This is a genomic window from Micromonospora sp. NPDC006766 (genome assembly GCF_040636055.1).
In the GTDB taxonomy this organism is placed as follows: domain Bacteria; phylum Actinomycetota; class Actinomycetes; order Mycobacteriales; family Micromonosporaceae; genus Micromonospora.
Window position 1 is genome coordinate 16,074 of record NZ_JBEYIX010000044.1, and the last position, 22,968, is coordinate 39,041.

The 22,968-nt window shown below is 73.5% G+C and carries 23 protein-coding genes; 5 read left to right on the forward strand and 18 right to left on the reverse strand.

The features are described from left to right. The 10 genes from ABZ671_RS25730 to ABZ671_RS25775 all read right to left on the reverse strand — a co-directional run bounded on the left by ABZ671_RS25730 (position 1) and on the right by ABZ671_RS25775 (position 6,831). Complete coding sequence (locus ABZ671_RS25730; protein ID WP_357862680.1) at positions 1–1,272, reverse strand: cupin domain-containing protein; 1,272 nt, start codon at positions 1,270–1,272, stop codon at positions 1–3. A 9-nt stretch (positions 1,273–1,281) separates the two neighbouring features. Continuing rightward, the gene (locus ABZ671_RS25735) at positions 1,282–1,569 is read right to left on the reverse strand and encodes a hypothetical protein (protein ID WP_357862682.1); all 288 of its coding nucleotides are present in this window, start codon (positions 1,567–1,569) and stop codon (positions 1,282–1,284) included. A gap of 191 nt (positions 1,570–1,760) precedes the next feature. Beyond that, a complete protein-coding gene (locus ABZ671_RS25740; protein ID WP_357862684.1) occupies positions 1,761–2,189 on the reverse strand; it encodes a DUF2267 domain-containing protein in 429 nt (142 codons plus the stop codon). A gap of 338 nt (positions 2,190–2,527) precedes the next feature. Then, the gene (locus ABZ671_RS25745) at positions 2,528–2,926 is read right to left on the reverse strand and encodes a TraR/DksA C4-type zinc finger protein (RefSeq protein WP_357862686.1); all 399 of its coding nucleotides are present in this window, start codon (positions 2,924–2,926) and stop codon (positions 2,528–2,530) included. A gap of 243 nt (positions 2,927–3,169) precedes the next feature. After that, a complete protein-coding gene (locus ABZ671_RS25750) occupies positions 3,170–3,799 on the reverse strand; it encodes a uridine kinase (protein WP_357862688.1) in 630 nt (209 codons plus the stop codon). A gap of 56 nt (positions 3,800–3,855) precedes the next feature. Next, positions 3,856–4,461 (reverse strand): winged helix-turn-helix domain-containing protein, encoded by a 606-nt coding sequence (locus tag ABZ671_RS25755; protein ID WP_357862690.1) that lies wholly within the window; start codon positions 4,459–4,461, stop codon positions 3,856–3,858. Between the two features lie 292 nt (positions 4,462–4,753). Next, positions 4,754–5,317 carry a winged helix-turn-helix domain-containing protein gene (locus ABZ671_RS25760; protein WP_357862693.1) on the reverse strand — a complete coding sequence of 188 codons (564 nt, stop codon included), beginning with the start codon at positions 5,315–5,317 and terminating at the stop codon, positions 4,754–4,756. A gap of 52 nt (positions 5,318–5,369) precedes the next feature. Then, on the reverse strand, positions 5,370–5,855 hold the full coding sequence (locus ABZ671_RS25765; protein ID WP_357862739.1) for a rhodanese-like domain-containing protein: 486 nt from the start codon (positions 5,853–5,855) through the stop codon (positions 5,370–5,372). A gap of 35 nt (positions 5,856–5,890) precedes the next feature. Then, the gene (locus tag ABZ671_RS25770) at positions 5,891–6,334 is read right to left on the reverse strand and encodes a cysteine dioxygenase family protein (RefSeq protein ID WP_357862695.1); all 444 of its coding nucleotides are present in this window, start codon (positions 6,332–6,334) and stop codon (positions 5,891–5,893) included. 116 nt (positions 6,335–6,450) lie between these two features. Next, on the reverse strand, positions 6,451–6,831 hold the full coding sequence (locus ABZ671_RS25775; RefSeq protein WP_357862697.1) for a hypothetical protein: 381 nt from the start codon (positions 6,829–6,831) through the stop codon (positions 6,451–6,453). 81 nt (positions 6,832–6,912) lie between these two features. Between ABZ671_RS25775 and ABZ671_RS25780 the strand changes: the two genes are divergently transcribed. Then, positions 6,913–7,857 (forward strand): DUF3500 domain-containing protein, encoded by a 945-nt coding sequence (locus tag ABZ671_RS25780; protein WP_357862699.1) that lies wholly within the window; start codon positions 6,913–6,915, stop codon positions 7,855–7,857. 21 nt (positions 7,858–7,878) lie between these two features. Here the strand turns inward: ABZ671_RS25780 and ABZ671_RS25785 are convergent, their stop codons facing one another. From ABZ671_RS25785 to ABZ671_RS25810, 6 genes are all read right to left on the reverse strand, one after another. Continuing rightward, positions 7,879–8,637 (reverse strand): class I SAM-dependent methyltransferase, encoded by a 759-nt coding sequence (locus ABZ671_RS25785; RefSeq protein ID WP_357862701.1) that lies wholly within the window; start codon positions 8,635–8,637, stop codon positions 7,879–7,881. 70 nt (positions 8,638–8,707) lie between these two features. Further along, complete coding sequence (locus ABZ671_RS25790; RefSeq protein WP_357862703.1) at positions 8,708–9,214, reverse strand: DUF2231 domain-containing protein; 507 nt, start codon at positions 9,212–9,214, stop codon at positions 8,708–8,710. A 75-nt stretch (positions 9,215–9,289) separates the two neighbouring features. Then, complete coding sequence (locus ABZ671_RS25795) at positions 9,290–10,030, reverse strand: GAF and ANTAR domain-containing protein (RefSeq protein WP_357862705.1); 741 nt, start codon at positions 10,028–10,030, stop codon at positions 9,290–9,292. Positions 10,031–10,223: 193 nt separating this feature from the next. Beyond that, positions 10,224–12,518 (reverse strand): accessory Sec system translocase SecA2, encoded by a 2,295-nt coding sequence (gene secA2, locus ABZ671_RS25800; protein WP_357862707.1) that lies wholly within the window; start codon positions 12,516–12,518, stop codon positions 10,224–10,226. A 61-nt stretch (positions 12,519–12,579) separates the two neighbouring features. Continuing rightward, the gene (locus ABZ671_RS25805; protein ID WP_357862709.1) at positions 12,580–13,668 is read right to left on the reverse strand and encodes a zinc-binding dehydrogenase; all 1,089 of its coding nucleotides are present in this window, start codon (positions 13,666–13,668) and stop codon (positions 12,580–12,582) included. Beyond that, positions 13,661–14,620, reverse strand: coding sequence for a Gfo/Idh/MocA family oxidoreductase (locus ABZ671_RS25810; protein WP_357862711.1), 960 nt, complete (start codon positions 14,618–14,620; stop codon positions 13,661–13,663). The genes ABZ671_RS25805 and ABZ671_RS25810 overlap by 8 nt, the downstream gene beginning before the upstream one ends. Positions 14,621–14,810: 190 nt before the next feature. On the opposite strand from ABZ671_RS25810, the gene ABZ671_RS25815 reads away from it, so the two are divergent. The 4 genes from ABZ671_RS25815 (at position 14,811) to ctaD (ending at position 19,986) form a co-directional block, all read left to right on the forward strand. Continuing rightward, entirely contained in the window at positions 14,811–15,824 is a 1,014-nt protein-coding gene (locus ABZ671_RS25815; RefSeq protein ID WP_357862713.1) for a glucosyl-3-phosphoglycerate synthase, read from the forward strand. A gap of 24 nt (positions 15,825–15,848) precedes the next feature. Further along, positions 15,849–17,003: a glycosyltransferase gene (locus ABZ671_RS25820; RefSeq protein ID WP_357862715.1), complete on the forward strand. Its 1,155-nt coding sequence runs from the start codon at positions 15,849–15,851 to the stop codon at positions 17,001–17,003. A 432-nt stretch (positions 17,004–17,435) separates the two neighbouring features. Next, positions 17,436–17,903 carry a DUF4383 domain-containing protein gene (locus ABZ671_RS25825; protein WP_357862717.1) on the forward strand — a complete coding sequence of 156 codons (468 nt, stop codon included), beginning with the start codon at positions 17,436–17,438 and terminating at the stop codon, positions 17,901–17,903. An 88-nt stretch (positions 17,904–17,991) separates the two neighbouring features. Then, positions 17,992–19,986 (forward strand): cytochrome c oxidase subunit I, encoded by a 1,995-nt coding sequence (gene ctaD / locus ABZ671_RS25830; RefSeq protein ID WP_357862719.1) that lies wholly within the window; start codon positions 17,992–17,994, stop codon positions 19,984–19,986. Between the two features lie 62 nt (positions 19,987–20,048). Here the strand turns inward: ctaD and ABZ671_RS25835 are convergent, their stop codons facing one another. Beyond that, complete coding sequence (locus ABZ671_RS25835) at positions 20,049–21,182, reverse strand: SigB/SigF/SigG family RNA polymerase sigma factor (protein WP_357862721.1); 1,134 nt, start codon at positions 21,180–21,182, stop codon at positions 20,049–20,051. A 223-nt stretch (positions 21,183–21,405) separates the two neighbouring features. Beyond that, positions 21,406–22,758, reverse strand: a complete 1,353-nt coding sequence (locus ABZ671_RS25840; protein ID WP_357862741.1) for a hypothetical protein — start codon at positions 22,756–22,758, stop codon at positions 21,406–21,408. Positions 22,759–22,968 lie beyond the last annotated feature (210 nt).

A 22,968-nucleotide genomic window follows, 5' to 3' on the forward strand; every position in this document is an offset into this window, starting at 1 on the left:
TCAGGCGGGGGTGAGGGCGGCCTCCTTCAGCAGGCGGCGGGCCAGGACCAGGCGGTCGGCGTCGTCGTCGAGGCCGGGCAGGTCACCGACCCGGGTCACCTCGCCGCCGAGCACGGCGCGCAACGCCGGCTCGCAGGTGCCGGGCAGGGTGATGGTGCGGTCGAACAGGCGCAGCACCACCCGGTCGTCCCCGCTCGGCTCAAGCTGCCAGCGGAGGCCGGCCCGAGGAGTGACCCGGGTGTCCGCGGTCAGCGCCGCCAGCGCGGCGGCCTGGGCCAGGGGCCGGATGGGCGCGGGCCGGGCGGCCGGCCAGGCCCGGTCCCGCAGCCGGGCGGCCACGGCGGCCGGGTCGGCCCGCAGCAGCCAGTCGCGCAGCGCCTCCACCGTCTCGGTCAGCTCCGGTTCGATGGCGTCCGGGTCGGCCACGTCGACGCCGAAGGGCAGCCCGGATCGGAGCCGGGGGTCTTCGGCGGCGAGCGCCAGCAGCTCCTCGACCAGGGCGTACCGGGTCAGCGCCCGAACGCCCACGGTCAGGTGCAGCGAGCTGGATTCCTGCGCCTGGGCGCTGTGCAGCCAGCCGCGGGGCAGGTAGAGCGCGTCGCCCGGGGCGAGCACCACGTCCAGCGCGGGCCGGCCCTCCGCGGTGGCGCTGACCTCGTCGGCCCGCCCGCCCCAGGGCTGCCGCTCCAGCGGGTCGGGCAGCACGGGTGGGTGGATCCGCCAGTGCTTGCGGCCGTCGACCTGGAGCACGAAGACGTCGTGGGTGTCGTAGTGGGTGGCGAAGCCCTGGCTGCCGGCCGGGGTCAGGTAGGCGTTGACCTGGGTGGGCTGGGCCAGCGCGGCGGTCAGGTCGCGGGCCAGGTCGACCAGGGCCGGCCAGGTTCGGTGCAGGCCCTGCAGCACGAGGGTGGCGCCGTCGGCGTACAGCTGGAGGACCTGCTCGTCGAGGACCTGGTCGCCGATCTCGGCGCCCGCGCCACCGCCGCCGGTGTAACGCGCCGCCGGCACCAGCTCGCCGTTCTTGGCCACCCGCAGGAACGGGGTACGCAGGCCGCGGCGGCTGAGCAGCTCGTCGGCGTCGGCGGGGTTGAACAGGTCGTTGAACCCGTCCGGGTTGGGCAGTTCGGCCGCGCGGGACAGCAGTGGCGCCCGCCCCCAGTGGTCGGCGGCGAACTTGGCCGGGTCGACGGCCACGCAGCGGGCGAGGGCCGCGGTGGCGGAAGACGGAACCGCCGGGCAACCGTCGCCGCCCGGCGGGTCGAGGTGCGTCATGGCGATCCGTCAGCGGGCGCTGCCGTCGGCGCCACCGTCGCGTTGGCCGGGCCGGGCACCGCCGTCGGCCGGTCCCTCGGCGCCGCCGTCCGCGCCGCCGTCCTGCTTGCCCGGGGTCGCCCCACCGTCGGCGGGTCCCTCGGCACCCCGGTCGGCGCCGCGGTCGGCACCCCGCTCCGCCCCGCGATCGGCGCCACCGTCCGCGCCACCGTCCCGCTGGCCGGGGCTCGCGCCACCGTCGGCGGGCCCCTCCGCGCCGCCGCCGCTGGTCCGCATGTCGTCGTCGTTGAGTGCCATCGGTGCTCCCTCGGTGTGCCGCCCCGTCGTCCGCCGGGGTCCGTCGTGCGGCGGGTGGTACCCCACGCGCGATCTTCTCAAACCAACGGTAAACGGCGAGGCCCGGCGAAACGGACGATTCGCCGGGCTCCGGCGCGAACGCGTATGGCCCGCCCCACCGGACGTGGCGGGGCGGGCCGCGACGGCGCCGGTCAGGGAATCATCCGGCTGAGGTCCTGCGGCATGGACGACTTCACGTCCTGCCACTCGCCCTGGTTGACGTGCCGGCGCAGGGTGTCGAGCACCACCTGCACCACCCGCTGCGGACCGCCCTCCACGTCGTACGGGAAGCCCTGCCGGACCTCGTAGAGGAAGTCGTCGCGGTTCAACTTGATCGGCACGTTCTCCGGCTGCCAGCCGTCGAAGTAGATGCCGCGCAGCAGCACCGGCAACTGCTGGGCGAACTCGGCGCTCTCCTGCACCGGCATCCGGTCCCGCAGCAGGTGCAACACCGTACGCAGCGCCGCGTAGGACTGGTTGCGTTGCTCCTTCGGCCAGCCGTACGCCGCTTCGATCTCCTTGAGGATCACGTTCGTCTTGTCCAGCGAGGACTCGAACGCGGAAATCAGCTGCTCAGCCATCTGCCCACCCCCGTGCGTCGGTTTCCCAGCGTCGGTCGTCGGTGCGTCGCGGCGGGCCACTGGGCCCCCGCCACAGCCGGGTCGGGCTGAACCGACCGGGCCGCTCGTCGCGCCGAGGGCTGTCGGACTGCCCGACCACGCGCAGCACGCCGCCGCGGCGTTGATCCGATACCACCCGAACCATGGCCCACCTCCTGTCGGCTTGGCGGCCGCGTCGACGACGGACCGCACACACCGTCCAGACTGGCGGGGCCTCGGGTGAGCCGACCTCACCCGGCGCGGGTGATTCGGCCCGTCAGCCGGCCGCCGAGCAGGGCCCGCTACCGGACGCCAACCGCTCAGGCCGCCCGCCGCTCCCGCGTCTGCTTGCACGACACACAGGACGTGGCGGACGGGAAGATTTCCAGCCGCTCCACCGGAATCGGCGCGGCGCAGCCCTCGCAGAAGCCGTACGTGCCCTCGTCGAGCCGGGTGAGCGCGTGCTCGAACTGGGCACGCCGGTCCAGGATGGTGCGCAGCAGGGACTGGGCCGTGTCCCGCTCGGCGGTCTTGGTGCCGCTGTCGGCCTGGTCGTCGCCGGCGGTGTCGCCGATCTCGACCAGGCGGAGGACCTGACTCTGCAGCACGGCCTGCTCGTATTCCGCGGTCAGCTCGTCGAACCGCGACTGCAGGGACTGCCGGATCTGGTCGACCTCCGCCTGGGAGCGGCCCTGGACTTTCGTGTCGTGGACGAGCATCGCTGCCTGCCTCCTGGCGTCTCATGCCGATCCGGGGCGACGAGCGCCCCGGACGTGGTCCGATGAAATGCACGGGCGGGATCACCCGTGCGCTGTGAGCCGGGCGATTACCCGCCCCCTCCGAGGATCAAACCGGGGATTTACGCGTTCTTCCACCGCGTTCGTGCGCACTTGACCGGGCCGGCCCGTCCCGGGTCGTCCCCGATCGGCGTCGGGCCGCCGGGTGTCGGATCGAGGGTCGGCTCAGGCGGGCTCGACCAGGGCCGGGTGGCGCGGGTCGTCGGCCCGGACCACCACGTCGGCGAAGGATGCGGGGGCCACCTCGTCGGCGTACCGGGCGAAGGCGGGCAGGGTCCAGCGCAGCCCCGGGTCGGTCCGCCGGTGCAGTGCGGCCGGGGAGAGCTCCAGGTGCACGGTGATGTCGAACGCCAGCCCGCCGCCGAGCAGCAGCGCGCCGCTGACCAGCACCACCCCGCCGGGCGGCAGCTCGACGTACGCCGCCCGGCTGGCCCGGTCGGTGGTGGCGTCCCAGAGCGAGGGCAGCAGCCGCCCCGACCCGTCGGGGCCGGCCGGGTCCAGCACCTCCCGGCGCAGCCCGGCCTCGTCGAGCCAGCCCGCGTAGTACGCGTCGGGATTGGTCCGGCCGTATTCGAGCCGGATCGAGGCGGGCCGGAGGAAGTCGGCGGCCCGTACGTGCAGCACCGGACGCCCCGCGGCGCGCAGCGGATCGACCAGGGCGGCGGCGAGAGCGTCCGGGTCGGCGGCCGGCGGGCCGTCGACGGCAACCCGCAGCCGGCCGGCTACGCGGGTGCCGGCGAGCCGATCGGTCAGCTCGGCGACGAGTCGCTCGGGGGCGATCGGACGGACAGGCACCCGACCATCGTGCCCGGTCACCGCGCGCCCTCCTGGTTGCGGGCCCGCAGAGCGGGTCAGCCGGTGCGGTCGATCGTGACGTGGGCTTCGTCGGCGAGCCGATAGCCGACGCCGTAGACGGTGGTGACCAGCGGAACGTCCACGCCGACCTTGCCGCGCAGCCGGCGCACATGCACGTCGACCGTGCGGACGCCGGCGTGCTCGTAGCCCCAGACGGCGTTGAGCAGCTGCAACCGGGTGAACACCCGGCGGGGGTGGGCGACCAGGTGCAGCAGCAGGTCGAACTCCAGCCGGGTGAGCGGCAGCGGCTCACCGTCGCGCAGCACGGACCGGGACGCGGCCAGGATGTGCAGGGCCGGGATGGCCGGCGCGAGGGGCCGCGCCGGGGACCGCCCGGCCGGCACCGGGTCGGGCCGCCGCTCCGCCGGACCATCGCCGCCGGTGATCACGGCATCGCCGCGTTCCAGCAGCTCACGGGCGACCTCCAGCAGCTGGTGGGCGGCCGGACTCAGCGGCTCGTCACCGGCCAGCGGAATGTTCAGGGTGACCGTGAGCACCGGTGTGGCACTGATGGGGCGACGCTGGCCGCCGGGGGGACGACCGGGAACCGCGGGTTGGGACGTATGCCATCCGGCGCGCGACGAGGCGGGGCTGACCGACATGCTGCTCCTTGGCTGGTCCGGGTTTTCCCCACGGCCCCGGGACGCCGCTTCATCGATGCTTCCCGGCGCCCAGGCGAGGGTCAAGGGGCGGCTACGTTGCATGAATGTGACAATTGACGAACACACCGGAGCCGCACGCTCGCTCTGCGTACTAGGCCACATGATTACAGCAGAGCGGCGAGATGCCCGGTTACGGGGGGTCCCCGCCTGATTCATCCCCGGCGGCGTGTCGCCGGAACACGTGCGCGCGGCGTACCCGGCAGCCGGGTACGCCGCGCGGTGAACAGTCCGCTCAGGACTCGTGGTCGACCGCGATCCGCGCCTCATCGGCAAGCCGGTAGCCGACCCCGTAGACGGTGGTCACCAGCGGCGTTCCGGAGCCGAGCTTGGCCCGCAACCGGCGCACGTGGACGTCCACCGTGCGCGCCACCGTGTGCTCGTATCCCCAGACGTTGGCGAGCAGTTGCCGCCGGGTGAACACCTGCCGGGGATGCTCGACGAGAAACAGCAGCAGGTCGTACTCGATCCGGGTCAACGGGATCCGCTCGCCACCGCGGCGGACCACCCGGGTGCCGGCCAGGATGCGTACCGCGGCGGGCTCCTCGACCGGTGCGACCCGCGGGGCCCTGCGCGGGTCGGGCACCGGGCGAGCGGCCTCGTGCCCCTCGGGCCGCAGCACCCGTGCGCCGGACGAGGCGAGTTCGTCGAGCACGTCGACCAGACGGTCCAAGCCGGGTGTCGCCGCGGCGGCGGCCAGGTCGAGGGTGATGGTCAGGGTCGGCGTGGGGATGGGCGACCCGGCCCGGTCGGGGCGGCCGGGCCGGGTCGCTCGGGTGGAGAGGGCGATGACGGACATGGATCCTCCTAAGCTGACGGTCGCGCCCGCCCCACCGGGTGCGGTGGGGCGGTCAGCGGGGTGCCCGGCCGGCGTTGACCGGGTGCGCGGCGGACGAGGGTCGCAGCGGCGTGGTGGGGCCGAGGGTGGGCAGCCCGGCGATGTGCCAGGCGGCGAACCCGCCGGCCACGTCGGTGGCCCGGTGCAGGCCGAGGTCCTGCAGCGCGGCGGCGGCCAGTGAGGACGTGTAGCCCTCCTGGCAGAGGACCACCACCGGCACGTCGTAGTCGACTGCCTGGGGCAGCCGGGCCGGGCAGCGCGGGTCGAAGCGCCACTCCAGGACGTTGCGCTCCACGGCGAGGGCGCCGGGAACGGTGCCGTGCGCGGCGCGCTGGCCGGCGGGCCGGATGTCGACCAGCAGGGCCCCGCGCCGGTACGCGAGGTGCGCCTGCTCGGGGTCGAGGCGGCGCAGCCGGGCGCGGGCGGCGGCGAGGATCTCGTCGATCCCCCGCGAGCCGGGCGGCGGGACCGGACAGCGCTCGGTCGGCGTCTGGGGCATCGTCATCCTCTCGTAGCTTGCGGGCCGGGCAGGGCTCACCAGGCGAGCCCGGCCTCGGCCACCTCGGCCACCAGGAGTTGCCCGGCGACGAGGCGGTATCGGGTCATCCGGCGCAGCGCCGGCCGGTAGGCGTGCACGCTGACCGCGGGCCGGCCGCCGCGGTTGGTCACGAGGTGCACGTGGCGGGCTCCGAAGCGCCGACCGGCGCCGGCGGCGAGCCGATGGGGGCGCAGCCGGCCGCCGCTGACCGTCTCCTCGGTGAGGGTGCCGGCGACGACCAGGAAGGCGCCCTCGGAGCCGCCGTGGTCGTGCAGGTCGGTGCCCTGCCCGGGCAGCCAGCTCAGCGCCCATACCTCGTGCTCGTCGTCGGCGGCCAGGCGCGTGTACCACCGTTCGGGCCGGTTGAAGCGCAGCCGCACCGGCCAGCCGGTGGGTTCGGCCCAGCTGGCGGCGACGGCGAGCAGGTCTTTGCGGGGCATCGGCGGATCGTCCTCACGACGGCGGAAGCGACGGAGGACCTCAGCATAGGCTATAAATCCTATCGACTTAATAGGTAATACCGACTGCTGGGACGGCCAGCACGGTCGACCACTGGTCAGCGCCGAACCGGCGGATCCACCCGGTAGCCGGGCACCGAGCGATCCTCCCCGGCCGGGTGCGCGCCCCACTTCACCTCGACGTCCTTGTGCTTGGACTTGCGCCGAGGCATCCCCACTCGCTTGCCTTTACGCTGCCCGCGTTTGGATTGGGCGTAGTTGTCGAACGCCGCCGCCGCGTTCGCCAGGCCCGTGTTGTACGCCTCCTTCGAGTTCTCCTCCCACCAGCCGGCGAAACGCGGATCAGTATGTTTGACCTCGTTGAACACCTTCCGCAACGCCTGCAGCGACCACGGCCGCCACGGCGTCAGGTCCTCCTCGGCGATGCCGTAGGAGGCCTCCGCCTTGCGCTGCCACCACGACGCCATCACCCAGCCCACGGCCCAGTTGTACGCGGCCCGTGCGCGCCGGCTCGGCAAGCTATCAGGGCGGGCCGGCCGGGCAGGCGGTATACAGGTGCGGTGGAGGATCCCGTACCCGAGCAGATGCGCGCGGCGGCCGGCGCGCTGCTGGTGGCGCTCGACGAGCCGGCCCGGCAGCGGGCCCGGCACGACTTCGACGACGACGCCCGGCGGTGGCTGGAGTACCGGCCCCGACCCCGGCCCGGGGTGAGTCTCGCCGACCTGGACGTCGCCGCCCGCAAGGCCGCCCACCGGCTGCTCGCCACCGCGCTCAGCCCGGCCGCGTACGCCCAGGCCATGACCGTCGTCGCGCTGGAGGAGGTGCTCGACCGGGCGGAAGGCTGGCGGCGCGGCCGGCACAGTGGCGACTACTGGGTGGCCGTCTTCGGCGACCCGGCCCGTGACGACCGGTGGGGATGGCGGTTCGAGGGACACCACCTGTCGGTGAGCATGACCGTGGTCGACGACCAGGTCTCCCCCGCGCCGCTCTTCCTCGGCGCCAACCCGGCCACCGTCCGGCACGCCGGCCGCCCGGTCTCCCGGCCGCTCGGCCCCGAGGAGGACCTGGCCCGCGAGCTGCTCGACGCGCTCGGCGCCGCCGGGCGGGCCGCCGCGATCATCGCCGACGAGGCGCCAGCCGACATCATCAGCGCCACCCGGCCCACCGCCCCTGGCCGGCTCGACCCGCTCGGCGTGCCCCGGAGCCGGCTCGACCCAGGGGGGCGGGCGCTGCTCGACCAGCTCGTCGCGCTTTACCTGGACCGGCTCCCGCCGGAGCTGGCCGCCCGCGAGGCGGGCCGACTCGACGGTGGGGAGCTGCACTTCGCCTGGGCCGGCGCCGCCAGGCCGGGTCAGCGGCACTACTACCGGATCCAGGGCGACGACCTGCTGATCGAGTACGACAACACCACCGACGACGGCAACCACGCGCACACCGTGCTGCGCCGCCCCACCAGCGACTTCGGCGCCGACCTCCTCGCCACCCACCATGCCACCGCCCACTGACGGAGATCAGCGCCAGCGGGGTCAGGGATGGCGGGTTTCGATGAGGAAGCGGTGGGCGTGGGCGACGAAGGGGCCCTCGGCGCGGATGTGGTCGTGCAGGCGACGCAGCTCCCCGTGGTAGCGCGCAACGGTGAAATCGGGCACCGTCCAGATCACCTTGCGCAGGAAGTAGACCACTGCGGCGATGTCGTGGAACACCGCGCGCAGGGTGGCCGTCCGCAGGTCCACGACGGTCAGCCCGGCGGCCTCGGCGGCGGCGACCGCCTGCTCGGGGTGTCGGGTGGCCGGCGGCGGGAGCGGCCCGAGGATCGCCTCGCTCAGCTCCCGCATCGTGCCGGGGCCGATCTGCTGGGAGAGGTAGCTGCCGCCGGGGCGCAGCACCCGGGCGATCTCCTCCCACCGGGTGTCCACCGGGTGCCGGCTGACCACCAGGTCGAACGAGGCGTCCCGGAACGGCAGCGGCGACCGCTGCGCCACCTGCACGACGGTGGCGCCGACCCGGCGCAGCGTACGGCGGGCCACCGCGACGTTCGGCGGCCAGGCCTCGGTGGCGACCAGCAGCGGCGGCGGGGTGGGCACCTCGGCGAGCACCTCTCCCCCGCCGGTGTCGATGTCCAGCGCGGCGTCGACGGTGCCCATCCGGGCACCGACCAGGCGGGCGTACCCCCAGGGCGGCCGTTCCTCGGTGGCGCGTCCGGCGAGCCAGGAGAAGTCCCAGCCCTCGACCGGCGCGGCCGCGCCCTCGGCGATCAGGTCCTCGACATCCCGGTTTCCGCTCACCCGCCGAGCGTGTCGGGCGGACCACGACGCGGCAACACAATTCTCGGAAGCGCCGGCCAGCGGCGACCGGTCAGGCCGGCGGGCGCATGATCTCCATGGTGGACGTGGGGACGTCGGCGAGCGCCCCCGGGCCGGCCGGCTCGGTGGCGGGGCCCCCGTCGAACTGCCGCATGAGCCGGGCGCCGAGCCACACGCCGACCGACCCGACGGCCAGCGCGATCAGCTCGGTGGCCAACTCGGCGCCGGTCGCGCCGCGCCGCGGCGCCTGCGCCCGGACCAGGCAGGTGAGCAGGAACAGCGCCGCCATCGTGGCGTTGACCAGACTGCAGGTGACCGCGGTACGGCGGGTCCGGTCGGCGCGTTGTACGTCCCACAGGTCGACCATGCCGGCGGCGGCGGCGAGCGCGGCGGCGACCAGCGCGGCGACGGCGCTCCAGTAGCCCACCTCGCCGAGGAACGCCGGGCCGCCGGCGACGTCGGCCAGGTCGAAGACGGCGGCGCTGACGAAGAGCCCGAACGGGAACGTCACGAGCATCGGTTGGATGGGCTGCCCCTGCACCCGCAGTCGGCTCTCCATCGGTCCTCCCCGGATCGGCGCGACTCACCAGTCCAGGGTGCTACCCGGGGGCCACCGGGGGGAAACGAGTGTCGCTCAGTTGTCCCGGGGCCGGGAGACGGTGAGGACCAGCCGCTCGGCCACCTCGCGCAACGGGATGTCCAGCGAGGACGCGGCGGTGCGGAGCACGTCGAGTGCCTCCGGCGCCGGGCAGCCACGCTGAGTCATGATCACGCCAACGGCCTGCCCGACCACCCCCTCCGCCAGCAGCGCCGAGTCGAGCTGATCGGCTCGGGCGGCCTGCCGCTCCCGGTCCCGGACGGCGGCGAGGAGCAGCCCGGCGTGCTCGGCGAGGAGCATCGCGGTGAGCTGGTGCCGGGTGGTGAGCTCGTCGGCGGACTCGGCGTACAGGTTGATCGCGCCGATCACCTGCTCGTCCACGTCGACCGGCGCGGAGATCACCCCGCGCACGCCGAGCCGGCGGGCCCGGTCGGCCCACCCCGGCCAACGCGCCTCCCGGTCCAGATCGGGCGCGATGATCATTTCGCGGCGGCGGATGGCGGTCATCGCCGGGGTGTCGGGGCCGTGCCGGAGGTCGTCCAGCTCGGCCCGGCCGACGTCCGAGGCCGCCATCCCGACGGGCTCACCGGCCCGCAGTGCGGTGAAGCCGCAGCAGCCGATCCCCGGTACGGCGTCCCGCGCGATGCGGACCAGCCGGCTCAGCGCCTCGTCGAAGTCGTCGACGGCGATGAGGCCGGCGGTCAGCTCACGCAGCAGCGCGGCGGTCTCCAGCACCCCGAGCATGTCGAACATGGGTTCCCGCGTGTCGAGGTTCACCGGACCACGGCCTCCGCCACCCCCATGTACGACCGCGCGATGTTGCCGTCCGGCGCCATTGCCTGTGCCATCCGCTGCTCTCCCCCTGAGTCGAAGCCTCGGCGTACTACCCTCGCAAACCAGGTTCGAAACAGCGCAAAGGGGTCCCTTCGGGCGCGGCGCACCTGCCGGAAGGGACCCCTGTGCCCTGAGGTCAGCGCGAACCGGAGATCAGTCGCCGGCCCACCGAGGCGATCAGCCGGTCCAGCTCCGAGCCGAACGGGTTGTCGTGCACCAGGTACGTCCAGGTGGCGCTCGGCCGGACCAGCTTCGCGGCGTCCGGCTCCCAGCCCTCGTCGAACTCCGTCTCCTCGAAGGTGGCGATGGTCCGCGCCTCGATCTCGGGGACGAGCGCGTTGAACGCCGGCACGGCGCTGCGGTGGAACTCGTCGAGCGGGTCGAGCCGGCCCAGCGCCCGCAGGTGCACACCCTCGCGCACCTCGGACAGCTCGGCCAGGTGCTCGGCCCAGAGCCGGTCCAGGTGGTAGAGCGCGATCTTGCGGGCCACGTCGGCGAGCAGGTCCTCGTCCATCTCGCCGGCCTTGTCCGGGCAGCGCTCCAGCAGCATCAGCGCGGCGATGTCGCTGGTGAGCAGCCGCTCGCGGCGCTCGGCGAGGGCCTTGCGCTGCTGCTCGATCACCACGCTGTACCGCCAGGTGTTGCGGTGGATCTCGTGGTTGACGCCCTCGGCGACCCGCTGGGCGTGCTCCACCGCGTAGTCGACCTGCGGGTCGGTGACCAGGCCGTCGGCGTTCATCCGCGGCGAGGGCGGAACGGTGTCGCCGGCGTGCCGGACGACCAGGTCGTCCTCGAGGCTGACGAAGAACACCGAGCCACCAGGGTCGCCCTGCCGGCCGGCCCGGCCGCGGATCTGGTCGTCGACCCGACGGCTGTCGTGCCGGCCGCTGCCGATCACGTAGAGGCCGCCGAGCGCGGCCACCCGCTCCCGGTCGGCCTGGTCGCTGCCGCCGAGGCGGATGTCGACACCCCGGCCGGCCATCTGGGTGGAGACGGTCACCGCGCCGTACGCGCCGGCCTCGGCGATGATCGCCGCCTCCTCGTCGTCGTTCTTGGCGTTGAGGACCACGCACGGCACCCCGGCCGCGTGCAGCCCGGCCGCCAAGCCCTCGGACTCCTTCACGTCGAGGGTGCCGACCAGCACCGGGCGACCCACCTCGTGGCAGCGCTTGATCTCGTCGATCAGCGCCTCCTCCTTCTCGGCCCGGGTGGCGTAGATCCGGTCCGACTCGTCCTCGCGGATGCACGGGGTGTTCGGCGGGATCACCGCCACCTCGAGGCCGAAGAACTCGCGCAGTTGGTCGCCGACGAGCACCGCGGTCGCGGTCATCCCGCAGATCGTCGGGTGGAGCGCGATGAACGCCTGCACGGCGATGGTGCCCAGCACCTCGCCCTCGGCGGTGGCGTCCAGGCCCTCCTTGGCCTCGACCGCGGCCTGCAGCCCGTCCGGCCAGCGGCGGCGCTGGGCGACCCGGCCACGCATCTCGTCGATCAGCTCGACCGAGCCGTCCCGGACGATGTAGTCCACGTCGCGGTGCAGCAGGGCGTGCGCGTGCAGCGCCACGTTGACCGCGGAGAGCTGCCCGACGTGCTCCTCGTCGTACAGGTCGATGCCGCCGAGCTTGGCTTCGACGGTGGCCAGGCCGGCCGAGGTGAAGGCAACGCTGCGCCCGTCCTCGGCGATCGTGTAGTGCTTGCCCTTGCGCAGGCCGCGGACCAGCGCCGCGGCCGCGTGCACCGGGTCCTGCTCCCCGGACACCGCGCCAGCGAGGACCATCGGCACCCGGGCCTCGTCGATGAGGATCGAGTCGGCCTCGTCGACGATGGCGGTCTTCAGCGCCGGCTGGACCCGATCGGCGAGGTCGGTGACGAGCTGGTCGCGGAGGAAGTCGAAGCCGGCCTCGCTGACCGCGACGTAGGTGACGTCGCAGGCGTACGCGGCGCGCCGCTCGTCCGGCGTGGAGGCCTCGTTGACCCAGCCGACGGTGAGCCCGAGCAGCTGGTAGACCGGGGCCATCCACTCGGCGTCGCGACGGGCCAGGTAGTCGTTGACGGTCAGCACGTGCACCGGGCCGTTGCCCATCCGGACGTGCCCGTACGCGGCGATGGTCGCGGTGAGCGTCTTGCCCTCACCGGTGGCCATCTCGGCCACCTTGCCGGAGAGCAGGGCCATGGCGCCGAGCAGCTGGACGTCGTACGGCCGCTGGTCGAGGCCACGGCGGGCCGCCTCGCGGCCGACCGCGCAGATCTCCTCGTAACCCTCGGCCTGCCCGGCGGCCTCGGTCAGCTCGGCGTCGGTGAGCTTCTCCAGCTCCGCCTCGCGGGCCTCGACGGCCGGCAGCAGCTTCTCCAGCGGGGCCAGGTCGACTGTCGTCCCCGGGCGTTGGAGGAACCGGCGGAACCTGGTCTTCAACCGTTGCGACACACCCATGAGCGGCAACGGTACGCGAACCGGAGCCGGTTGTGACCCCCGCCCGGCGGTGGCGCGAGCGTCAGGCGGTGAAAACCACCTGCAGCTCCTGCCGACGGCGCTGCGCCAGGTCGGTCAGCAGCGTCGGCGCCTCCGCCAGCGGCACCACCGCCGAGACGAGGTGCTCGCGGATCAGGTGCCCGTACTGCCGCAGCAGCTCGATGGTCTCCGCGGAGAGCCGCTCGCGGTCCCAGGTCGGGGCGAGCCCGCGCGGCACCCGCCCGATCTGCGCGCAGCGCAGCGACAGCCCGTTGTGGTGGAACTCCTCCCCGAACCGGACCTCGTCCGCGCCGGACTGGTAGAAGGCCAGGTCGATCACGGCGCCCTGGGGGCGCAGCAGGCGCAGCGCCAGCTGCAGCGCCCAGGCCTGGCCCCGGCACTGGAAGACCACGTCGGCGCCCCGATCGCCGGCGGCGTGGGGCCAGCGGGTCTTGAGCACCGCCGCCGGGTCGTCCGCCGCCGGGTCGAGCGTCTCCAGGCCGAGCGCCCCGGCCACCGCCCGCCGGGCCGGGGTGGGGTCGAGCACCACCACGGAGGCAGCGCCGTGCCGCCGGGCGAACAGCGCGGTGAGCAGGGCGACCACCCCGCCGCCGACCACCGCCACCCGCCGGCCGCGCACGCCGTCGCCGAGCGAGCGTACGTCGGCGCCGCACAGGTCGGCGGCGGCGTGCAGCAGGCCGTTGGCGCAGATCGGGCCCAGGTGCGCGACGTAGACGCCGAGCAGCGGGTCGAGGTCGTCGGGAAGCGGGACGAACCGCTCGGCGAGCGGGTCGGCCAGGTGTCCGCTGCGGTGGCCGTAGGTCATCGCGGCCACCGCGCCCACCGCGACCACTGGGGTACGGCTCTCCACCACCCGGCCGACCTGCATGTAGCCGAGCCGGGTTACCGGGTACGGGACGCTCGCCGGGCCGGGCTGGAACAGGCCGAGCTCGGCGTTCCAGGTCACGTTGAGGTAGGGGTTGGTGCCCTTGACGTAGCTCAGCTCGGTGCCGGCGGAGACGCCGCTGAACAGGGTCGCCACCCGGAAGGTGCCCTCGCGTAGCTCGGCCGCCTCCTGCTCGACCAGCTCGACCGTGCCCGGCCCGTTGACCACCACGACCCGGTCACGCATCGATGGTCACCCCGCTCCGCGCCGACTCGGCCACCGCGACGGCGAGCCGCTGGGTGCGCAGCGCCTCGGCGTACGGGACCCGCACGTCGTCGCCGATGCCCCGGACCGCGTCGACGAACGCCCGGTCGACGGCCACCCGGGCGCCGTCCGGGTCGGCGGGTAGCCGCCGCTCGCCGTCGGCGTCGCGGATCAGCAGGCCGTCCTCGGCCAGCGACAGCGCCAGCCCGTCGGCGAGGATCTCCAGGCCGGCCCGGTGCTTCCAGGTGAGCACGCAGGCCACGGCGAGGGTGCCGACCGCGCCGGTGGCGAAGCGCAGGGTGGCCGTGGTGACCGAGTCGACGTCGGCGTCCAGCACCGGAGGCGGGCTGCCGTCGCCGTACGCGGTCACCTCGGTCACCTCGCCGGCCAGCAGCCGGACCAGGTCCAGCACGTGCGCGGCCTGCTCGACGACCGGGCCGCCGGAGCGGTCCTGCCGGGCCCACCAGGGCACCGGCGGCACCCGGTCCAGCCAGGCGCCGTTGACCATCCGCACCGGGCGGTCGGCCAGCAGTTCCCGGGCCTGCTCCACCACGTGCAGATAGCGCCAGTGGTGGCCGACCGCGGTGAGCAGCCGCCGCCGCTGCACCAGCCCGGCGATCCGTTCCGCGGTCGCCAGGTCCGCCGCCACCGGCTTCTCCACGAACATCGGCACGCCGGCCTCGATCACCAGCTCCTCGACCGGTCCGTGCGCGAACGGCGGCACGCACACGTACACCGCGTCCGGGCCGGCGGCGAGCAGGTCCGCCACGTCGGCGAAGGCCCGACCACCGTGCGCCTCGGCCAGCGCCCGCGCCGGGTCCGGGGCGACGTCGGTCACGCCGAGCAGTTCCACGTCGTCGAATCCGGTCAGCACCCGGGCGTGGCGGTGTGCCACCCCGCCGGCTCCCACCAGTCCCACCCGGCACGTGCGCATGGCCTCGTCCCTCTCGCCGTGGCGTCCGAAGACCTCCGTCAAGCTCTCCCCGGGTGGACGCGCGATCAAACGTTCAGCGGCGGGGAACCCGCCGGCGCGCGGGTGGGGGGCAAGCTGTCAGGCATGATCCGGTTAGCGCGGGGTGATCGGGGGGAAACCCGTCCCGCTTCCACGACCTGGGGGTGTGCCAGTGCGGGCTTCGGAAATGATCGTGTCACCCGTGGTGGAGGCGTGGGCCACGTACCGCACCACGTCGGCCAAGGACTGGCCGGCCCGGCGGCTGCTGCGGGCCAAGGGCGACAGCCGGGTCAGCGTAGTGCTGCCGGCACGCAACGAGGAGGCCACCGTCGGCGCCATCGTGTCGACGATCCGGGAGCACCTGATGGACCGGGTCCCGCTGGTGGACCAGCTGCTCGTGGTGGATTCCCGCTCCACCGACCGGACGGCCCAGGTCGCCCGGGCGGCCGGCGCCGAGGTGGTCAGCCAGGACGCGATGACCCACGGGCTGCCCCGGCTGGCCGGCAAGGGGGACGCGCTCTGGGCCGGGCTGGCGGCGGCCGAGGGCGACGTGGTCGCGTTCGTCGACGCCGACCTGCGCGAATTCCGGCCGCACTTCGTCACCGGGTTGGTCGGCCCGCTGCTGACCGATCCGTCGGTCGACTTCGTCAAGGGCTTCTACCACCGGCCGCTGGTCGGGGTGACCGGGGTGGAGGCCGACGGCGGCGGACGGGTGACCGAGCTGATGGCCCGTCCGCTGCTCAACCTGTTCTGGCCGGAGCTGGCCGGCTTCGTGCAGCCCCTGGCCGGCGAGTACGCCGGCCGCCGCGACGTGCTGGAGCAGGTGCCGTTCGTCTCCGGGTACGGCGTGGAGACGGCCATGCTCATCGACCTGCTGGAGCTGGTCGGGCTGGACGCGCTCGCCCAGGTGGATCTGGGTGAGCGCAAGCACCGGCACCAGGACACCGCGGCGCTGGGGCGGATGTCGGCCCAGATCCTGCTCGCCGTCTGGGTCCGGTTGCAGAGGCGCGGCTGGGCGAGCCCGGCCGCCGTGCCGACCGCGCTGCTGACCCAATTCCGGCGGGGTGGCTCGGAGGTGCTGCCCAACCTGGAGCGGGAGATTGTGATCAGCGACGTCTCGATAGAGGAGCGCCCGCCGCTGGCGCAGCTGCGGCACCGGTTGCCCCGGCGGCGCGTCGCGGCGTGACCCGATGAAAGGAAGCCGGGCCCGATGAGTCTCACCGTCCTGATGAACGCGGGTCCGTGGCTGTCCGTGCCGCCGCCGGGCTACGGCGGGATCGAGAACGTGGTCGCCACCCTGGTGCCGGAGCTGCGCAGACTCGGCGTACGGGTGGTGCTCGCCTCGGTGGAGACCAGCACGCTGTCGGTCGACGAGAAGATCTCGGTCTTCCCGGACGGGCAGTTCCACGCCCTGCAACGGCCGTACAACCAGGTCTGCGGGGTGTCCCAGGCGCACCTCAACGGGGTGGTGCGGGCGCTGCGCACCCGCGACGACATCGACCTGGTGCACGACCACGTGGAGGCGGTGGGGCTGGCCACCATGGCCGCGATGGGGCCGGACGGGCCGCCGGTGCTGCACACCCTGCACTGGGACCTGGCCAAGCACCCGGAGCTCTACGGCAACCTCGACGGCGGCAACCGGGTACGGGTCAACGGCGTCTCCGCGGCGCAGCTGGCCCGAGCGCCCCGCGCCCTGCGGGAGCACTCGGTCGGGCACGTGCACCTGTCCACGCCGCTGGCGGTCGACGCCGACCGCCGGCCCGCCGTGGCGAAGGGCGACCACACGGTCATCCTGGGCCGAATCAACCCGGGCAAGGGGCAGGACCTGGGTGCCCGGCTGGCCCGGCGGGTCGGCTTCCCGCTGGTGCTCGCCGGCCCGGTCGGGCCGTACCACCGTCCGGAGGACCTGGCCGCGGCGGGCGACGAGGCCCGGCAGAACCCGGATGTGCGCTTCTTCCACGACGACGTCGCCCCGTACGTCGACGGCGACCTGGTCCGCTGGGTCGGCACGGTCGCGGGCCGGGAGCGGGACGACCTGCTCGCCGGGGCACGCGCCGCCCTCTTCCCGCTGCGCTGGGAGGAGCCGGGCGGTACGGCCGTGGTCGAGGCGCTCGCCCTCGGCACCCCGGTGGTGGCCGTCGCGCGCGGCTGCCTGCCGGAGCTGATCGAGCCGGGCCGCACCGGCCTGCTCACCACCGACGAGGAGGAGCTCGGCGAGCTGGTGCTGGCCGCCGGCCTGCTCGACCCGGACGAGTGCCGGCGCGTGGCCGCCGTGCGGTTCACCCCGGCCGCGATGGCCGAGAAGTATGTGGCCCGCTACGAGCAGGTCCGCCAGCTCGCCGCGTCACCGCTGCTGCCGGCCTGAGGCGGTGGCGCCGGGTGGCACCCTTTGAATAACTGTGAGTGAAAATTGCCAGCGGCAGGCCCGCCATCACTCCGCGTGATGACGCCCCATCCATCCACCGCGCGACCTAATGCCACCCCAGCCACGTGACCAGCGGAAACCCGTCAAGCAGTCGCCGCACGGAAACCCCCTTCGCTCGACTTTGCTCTGCAGCCATATACGCAGCAGTAGCCGTACGTGACCGTTGCGTCCGTGGCTGCAGAGCAAAGTCACTCTCGGCCCTTCGGTCGCATCAGGGGGGCGATAACGGAGAGTGGCGACCAGCGGCGTGTGATGGTCACGGCTCACCGGTGCCGGGCAGCTGACGCGGGAACTTGGCACGGTCGGGCGGCCGCGTTTGCCGTCGGCAACGCCGGGAATGCCGCGCGGCCCTGGTCAGGTGAGGAGAGCAGCATGACGAACGCGATGGCGCATTCGCGTGGGCGGCGCAATCCGGCCGACGGCCGCGCCCCGGCGCGCCGGGCCTCCGCGAGCGTCGGCGTGGTCTTCCTGGTCGTCGGGGTGCTCGGCTTCCTCCCGGGGGTCACGAGCAACTTCCATGAGCTGTACTGGGCCGGGCACGAGTCGACCGCGAAGCTGTTCGGCACGTTCCAGGTCTCGGTGTTGCACAACCTCGTACACCTGGCCTTCGGTGTTGCCGGCCTGGCGATGTCCCGGACGGTCTCCGGATCCCGCACCTTCCTGGTCGGCGGTGGGGCGATCTACCTCGTGCTCTGGCTCTACGGGCTGGTGATCAACCGGGGCACCGCGGCGAATTTCATCCCGGTCAACCTGGCCGACAACTGGCTGCACTTCGGGCTCGGCATCGCGATGATCGCGCTCGGCTTGCTCACCGTCCGCGACCCACTACCGGCGAACTGACCGAATTCACCGCTCTCGCCTGGTTTTATGGGCAGAGGCACGGCCAAGCGTGCCCGTCCCTATCTGCCGTCACGACGGGGTGAGAGCTATGCCCAAGCGGGTAGTCACGGAGCCGCCACGCGACCGCGGGCCCGCGATCCTCGCGCCGGCCCACTTCGGCGGCTATCCCGGCCCGGTCCGGGAGACGGTCAAGGGCAACCAACTGATCAGGCTGCTCGGTACGACCGACGCCAAGCAGATCGGGCTGCTCTACCTCGCCACCTCGTTCATCTTCTTCCTGATCGGCGGGGTGCTCGCGCTGCTGATGCGGGCCGAGTTGGGCGAGCCGGGCATGCAGTTCCTCTCCCCCGAGCAGTACAACCAGTTGTTCACCATGCACGGCACGATCATGCTGTTGCTCTTCGCCACCCCGCTGGTGTTCGCCTTCGGCAACTACATCGTCCCGCTGCAGATCGGCGCGGCGGATGTGTCCTTCCCTCGACTGAACGCGTTCGCCTACTGGCTGTACCTCTTCGGCGGATCGCTGGTGGTCGGCGGTTTCATCGCGCCGGGCGGCGCCGCCGACTTCGGCTGGTTCGCCTACACCCCGCTGAGCAACTGGCAGCACAGCCCCGGAATCGGCGGAAACCTGTGGGTCATCGGCCTGGCCATCTCGGGTCTCGGCACGATCCTCGGCGCGGTCAACATGATCACCACCATCGTGACCCTGCGTGCCCCCGGCATGACCATGTTCCGGATGCCGATCTTCACCTGGAACATCCTGCTCACCAGCGTACTGGTGATCGTGGTCTTCCCGCTGCTGGCTGCCGCGCTGCTGGCCCTCGGCGCGGACCGGCTCCTGCACTCGCACGTCTACGACCCGACCACCGGCGGGCCGATGCTCTGGCAGCACCTGTTCTGGTTCTTCGGACACCCCGAGGTCTACATCGTGGCGCTGCCGTTCTTCGGTATCGTCACCGAGATCATCCCGGTCTTCTCCCGCAAGCCGATCTTCGGCTACACCGGTCTGGTGCTCGCCACCGTCGCGATCACCGTGCTGTCGATGAGCGTCTGGGCGCACCACATGTTCGGCACCGGGCAGGTGCTGCTGCCCTTCTTCAGCATCCTCAGTTATCTGATCGCGGTGCCGACCGGGGTGAAGTTCTTCAACTGGATCGGCACCATGTGGAAGGGGCAGATCACCTTCGAGACCCCGATGCTCTTCGCCGTCGGGTTCCTGGTCACCTTCCTTCTCGGTGGGCTGACCGGGGTGCTGCTGGCCAGCCCGCCGGTGGACTGGCACGTGACCGACACCTACTTCGTGGTGGCGCACTTCCACTACGTGCTCTTCGGCACGATCGTGTTCGCCGCGTTCGCCGGGGTCTACTTCTGGTTCCCGAAGATGACCGGGCGGCTGCTCGACGAGCGGCTGGGCAAGATGCACTTCTGGACCATGTTCGTGGGCTTCCACACCACGTTCCTGGTGCAGCACTGGCTGGGCAACGAGGGCATGCCCCGCCGGTACGCCGACTACCTGCCCAGCGACGGTTTCACCCTGCTGAACGAGGTCTCCACGGTCGGCTCGTTCATCCTCGGCGCCTCCACGCTGTTCTTCATGTACAACGTCTGGAAGTCCTGGCGGTACGGGGCGATGGTGGCTGTCGACGACCCCTGGGGCTTCGGCAACTCGCTGGAGTGGGCCACCACCTGCCCGCCCCCGCTGCGCAACTTCGACCGGATGCCGCGGATCCGCTCCGAGCGACCGGCCTTCGACGCCAAATACGGCCCCCTCGTCGCCAACCTCGGCCGCGACCTGCCGCAGCGCACCACCAAGCCGCCGCAGCAGTTCGCCGAGGAACTGCACCACGTGCCGAAGGTTCCGGAGTCGCCGGCCGCCGAGGGCGCGCACGGCGCCCGTGAGGCCGTCGAATACCAGCCGGCGCCGCAGTCCGGCGCCCGGCCGGTCGTCGTGCCGGAGCCGGAGGAGATTCGCCGGCCCAGCTTCGAGCAGACCGACGTGCCCGAGGAGACGGAGCAGCGGGAGCCGCAGGAGAACGAGCGGTGGCGGCACCCACGCGGGCCCGGGGACACCCCGGAGCACTGACCGGGCCACCGGGAGACGGGCCGACGCCGCGAGGCGTCGGCCCGTCTGGCGTACGAGCGCCGTCAGTCGGGCGCGGGCAGGCCGGCCGCGGCGAGCGAACGGCGGACCGACGGCTGCACCCGGGTCAGCCGCAGCGGCACCCCGGTACGGGCGGCGGCGTCCCGGCCGGCCATCAGCGCGGCGATCCCGCCGGCGTCGAAACCGCCCGCGCCGACCAGGTCGACGACCACCTCTCGGGGTTGCCCGGTCACCGCCTCCAGCATCGCCTTGCGGAGTTGGTTCGCGCCGTCCCGGTCGACCTCACCGCCCACCTCGACGACCACCCGGTCGCCGTTCTGTTTGACCGAGATCTTCGTCTTCGTCCGGTCGGGCTCGGCCGCGCCGTTCTGCCAGGGTGGCGGGGCGTCGGCGAGCATCGCCTGCCGGAGCCAGGTCAGTGCCCGGGACAGCAGCCGGGAGACGTGCATCTGGGAGATTCCAAAACGGGCCGCGATCTCGGCCTGGGTCTGGTTGCCGTAGAAGCGCATGGCCAGGATCCGCCGCTCCCGCCAGGGCAGCCGGTGCAGCAGGCCGCTGACGGTGACCCGGTCGTCGACCGATTCCAGGGCGTTGTCCGACTCGCCGACCAGGTCACCGAACTCGGCGGAGCTCTCTCCGCCGACCGGGGCGTTGAGCGAGGCCGGGCTGTAGCCGGCCGCGGACTCCAGGGCGGCGAGGATCTCCTCCTCGGGCGTCTCCAGCCGTTCGGCCAGCTCCGCGACCGACGGCGCCCGGGACAACTCGCTGGTCAACGCCGCGGTCGCCTGCCCCACCTCCAGGATCAGGTCGCGCAGCCGGCGCGGCACGTGCACGCCCCAGGTGCGGTCCCGGAAGTGCCGTTTGATCTCCCCGACGATGGTGATCGCCGCGTACGCGGTGAAGGAGCCCCGTTCCGGGTCGTACCGGTCGACGGCGTTGACCAGGCCGAGGCGGGCCACCTGCTCCAGATCCTCCAGCGGCTCCCCGCGGCCCCGGTAGCGGCGGGCCAGCCGGCCGGCGAACGGCAACGCGAACCGGACGAGATCGTCCCGCGCCTCCTGCCGTCGCTCCGGCGGCAACCCCTCGATCCGCGCCGCGTACGCCAGAGCCGCCGCGTCGAGGTCCTCCAGACCCCGTTCGGTCGGTGGTGGTGTGGGTGTGGTGGTCTGTCCGAACATCCGCGCCTCCCTCAGGAAGGTCCCCCGCCCGGATTGGGAAACCGGTCGTGCGCGTGGTCGGGCCACGCACCGGGCCGGAAAGTGGGTTACGTGACGGAACGCCCGGAGCGGCGGCAGCCCGCCGCACGGCGTCGTGGGCCGTCTTCGCAGCGAGCGGTGTTCCCGCTCCGTAGGTACTCAATCACGGACCGCGTGATCGCGAGGATGTTTCGCCGGGGTTGGGTCAGGAGACCAACAACCCCTGGTGGGCGCCCGCCTCCCGGAGCGCCGCGAGGGCGTCGGCCATCCGCAGCGGCGGCGGCGCCGGCAGATCGTACGGCTGGTTGCGCAGCACCTCCGTGGCACGCCGGGTGGGCACCGCGGCGACCGGGTAGCCGCGGGCCGTCCCCCGGTCCAGCGCCCGTCGGCGGAGCCCGAAGCCGGCCACGGCGAGCCACTGCGGCAGGCCGGCGAGGGCGGGTGACCGGACACCCGGCGGCTCCGGCAGCACGTCCACCGAGCTGAACGGCTCGCTGCCGGCGAGCCACCACTCCGCGCCCTCCACCCGGCGTCGGGTCGCGTTCTCGCACCAGTACGGCACCAGCCCGGCCCGGACCACCTGCCACGGGTCCAGCAGCCGGCCGCACTCGACCACCAGGCGGTTGCCGGTCTTGCCGGCCCGGCGCAGCCAGTGCCGGTACAGGTCGGCGGTGGCGGCGCTCAGCGCGTCGGGCTGCGGGACGAGCACCCGGTGCAGGGGATGGCCGTGCCGGCCGGTCCAGTACCGGGCGCTGTGTTCGAAACCGGGCTCCACCCCATTCTCGGCGTACGCGGCCGGGCAGGAGACGTCCGGCGCCTCCCAGTGCCGCCCGTCACCACCGGCGCCGCGCAGCACCTGCCGCAGCGCCGGCGCGTCGGGATGGAAGTCGACCGGATCGAGACCACTGGTCGGCGAGCCGAGCTGGAAGCTGTGCCCCCGCCCCTCGTCCAGCACCGGCCAGGTGCGGGCGTCGTGCAGCAGCAGCACCGGCGCGCCGGGGGCCAGGTTCTCGGCCACGAACCGGGCGTACGCCCCGGGCAGGGTGCGCCACCGCACCGCGAGGGACACGGTGGCGCCGGCCGACGCGCCCCGGCTGGCCGGGCAGTGCACCTGCCGGACGTGCACGTCCCGGTTGCCGGCGAGCAGCCGGCCGGCGAGGGCGGCGCCCTGGTCGAGGGCGGACCGGGGCCGGTCGACCGCACCACGGGTCCAGTGCACCGACATCTCGAACGCGGCGGGCAGCCAGGGCACGCCCAGCGCCACCGCGAGGTGCGCCGCCGCGCCGTGCGGCGAGCCGACCACCACCCCGGGCCAGCGGCTGGGCGGGTACTGGTCGACGATCCAGGCCGCCACCCCCTCGGCGTCCACCTCGGCGACCTGCTCTGGGCTCAACGCCAGCCGGCCGACGGCCCGGGCCGCGGCGGCCCGCCGCACCGGTTCGGGCGCGCCGGTGAACCGTGAGAGCGGAGGGGCGTGGCCGAGGTCGGCACAGTCGTCACCGCGCAGCGCGCGGACCGTCGCCGCCACCAGGACGCGGGCCGCGCTGCCCGCCGCCATCACCCGGTCCCCGGTCAGGCCGGCGCCGTCCGCCGCCAGCCCCACGGGCACCTTCCGCACCGGCCCCACCTTGCCTCGTTCGCTCACCACGCGGCCCGGCTTCCCGTCCCTATGGGGTCTAAACGGGCATCACCCCACGGGTCGGGCTAATCCTCGGGCGCGCGGCGTTGGTGCCGAGACCGCGCAGTCGGCCCGCGTCGGCTGCGGTCG

Bases quoted from the DNA above. Each gene is read 5' to 3' on its own strand.
- ABZ671_RS25730 (WP_357862680.1), bottom strand. From the start codon at position 1,272: ATGACGCACCTCGACCCGCCGGGCGGCGACGGTTGCCCGGCGGTTCCG.
- ABZ671_RS25735 (WP_357862682.1), bottom strand. From the start codon at position 1,569: ATGGCACTCAACGACGACGACATGCGGACCAGCGGCGGCGGCGCGGAG.
- ABZ671_RS25740 (WP_357862684.1), bottom strand. From the start codon at position 2,189: ATGGCTGAGCAGCTGATTTCCGCGTTCGAGTCCTCGCTGGACAAGACG.
- ABZ671_RS25745 (WP_357862686.1), bottom strand. From the start codon at position 2,926: ATGCTCGTCCACGACACGAAAGTCCAGGGCCGCTCCCAGGCGGAGGTC.
- ABZ671_RS25755 (WP_357862690.1), bottom strand. From the start codon at position 4,461: ATGTCGGTCAGCCCCGCCTCGTCGCGCGCCGGATGGCATACGTCCCAA.
- ABZ671_RS25760 (WP_357862693.1), bottom strand. From the start codon at position 5,317: ATGTCCGTCATCGCCCTCTCCACCCGAGCGACCCGGCCCGGCCGCCCC.
- ABZ671_RS25765 (WP_357862739.1), bottom strand. From the start codon at position 5,855: ATGCCCCAGACGCCGACCGAGCGCTGTCCGGTCCCGCCGCCCGGCTCG.
- ABZ671_RS25770 (WP_357862695.1), bottom strand. From the start codon at position 6,334: ATGCCCCGCAAAGACCTGCTCGCCGTCGCCGCCAGCTGGGCCGAACCC.
- ABZ671_RS25790 (WP_357862703.1), bottom strand. From the start codon at position 9,214: ATGGAGAGCCGACTGCGGGTGCAGGGGCAGCCCATCCAACCGATGCTC.
- secA2 (WP_357862707.1), bottom strand. From the start codon at position 12,518: ATGGGTGTGTCGCAACGGTTGAAGACCAGGTTCCGCCGGTTCCTCCAA.
- ABZ671_RS25805 (WP_357862709.1), bottom strand. From the start codon at position 13,668: ATGCGTGACCGGGTCGTGGTGGTCAACGGGCCGGGCACGGTCGAGCTG.
- ABZ671_RS25810 (WP_357862711.1), bottom strand. From the start codon at position 14,620: ATGCGCACGTGCCGGGTGGGACTGGTGGGAGCCGGCGGGGTGGCACAC.
- ABZ671_RS25820 (WP_357862715.1), top strand. From the start codon at position 15,849: ATGAGTCTCACCGTCCTGATGAACGCGGGTCCGTGGCTGTCCGTGCCG.
- ABZ671_RS25825 (WP_357862717.1), top strand. From the start codon at position 17,436: ATGACGAACGCGATGGCGCATTCGCGTGGGCGGCGCAATCCGGCCGAC.
- ctaD (WP_357862719.1), top strand. From the start codon at position 17,992: ATGCCCAAGCGGGTAGTCACGGAGCCGCCACGCGACCGCGGGCCCGCG.
- ABZ671_RS25835 (WP_357862721.1), bottom strand. From the start codon at position 21,182: ATGTTCGGACAGACCACCACACCCACACCACCACCGACCGAACGGGGT.
- ABZ671_RS25840 (WP_357862741.1), bottom strand. From the start codon at position 22,758: ATGGCGGCGGGCAGCGCGGCCCGCGTCCTGGTGGCGGCGACGGTCCGC.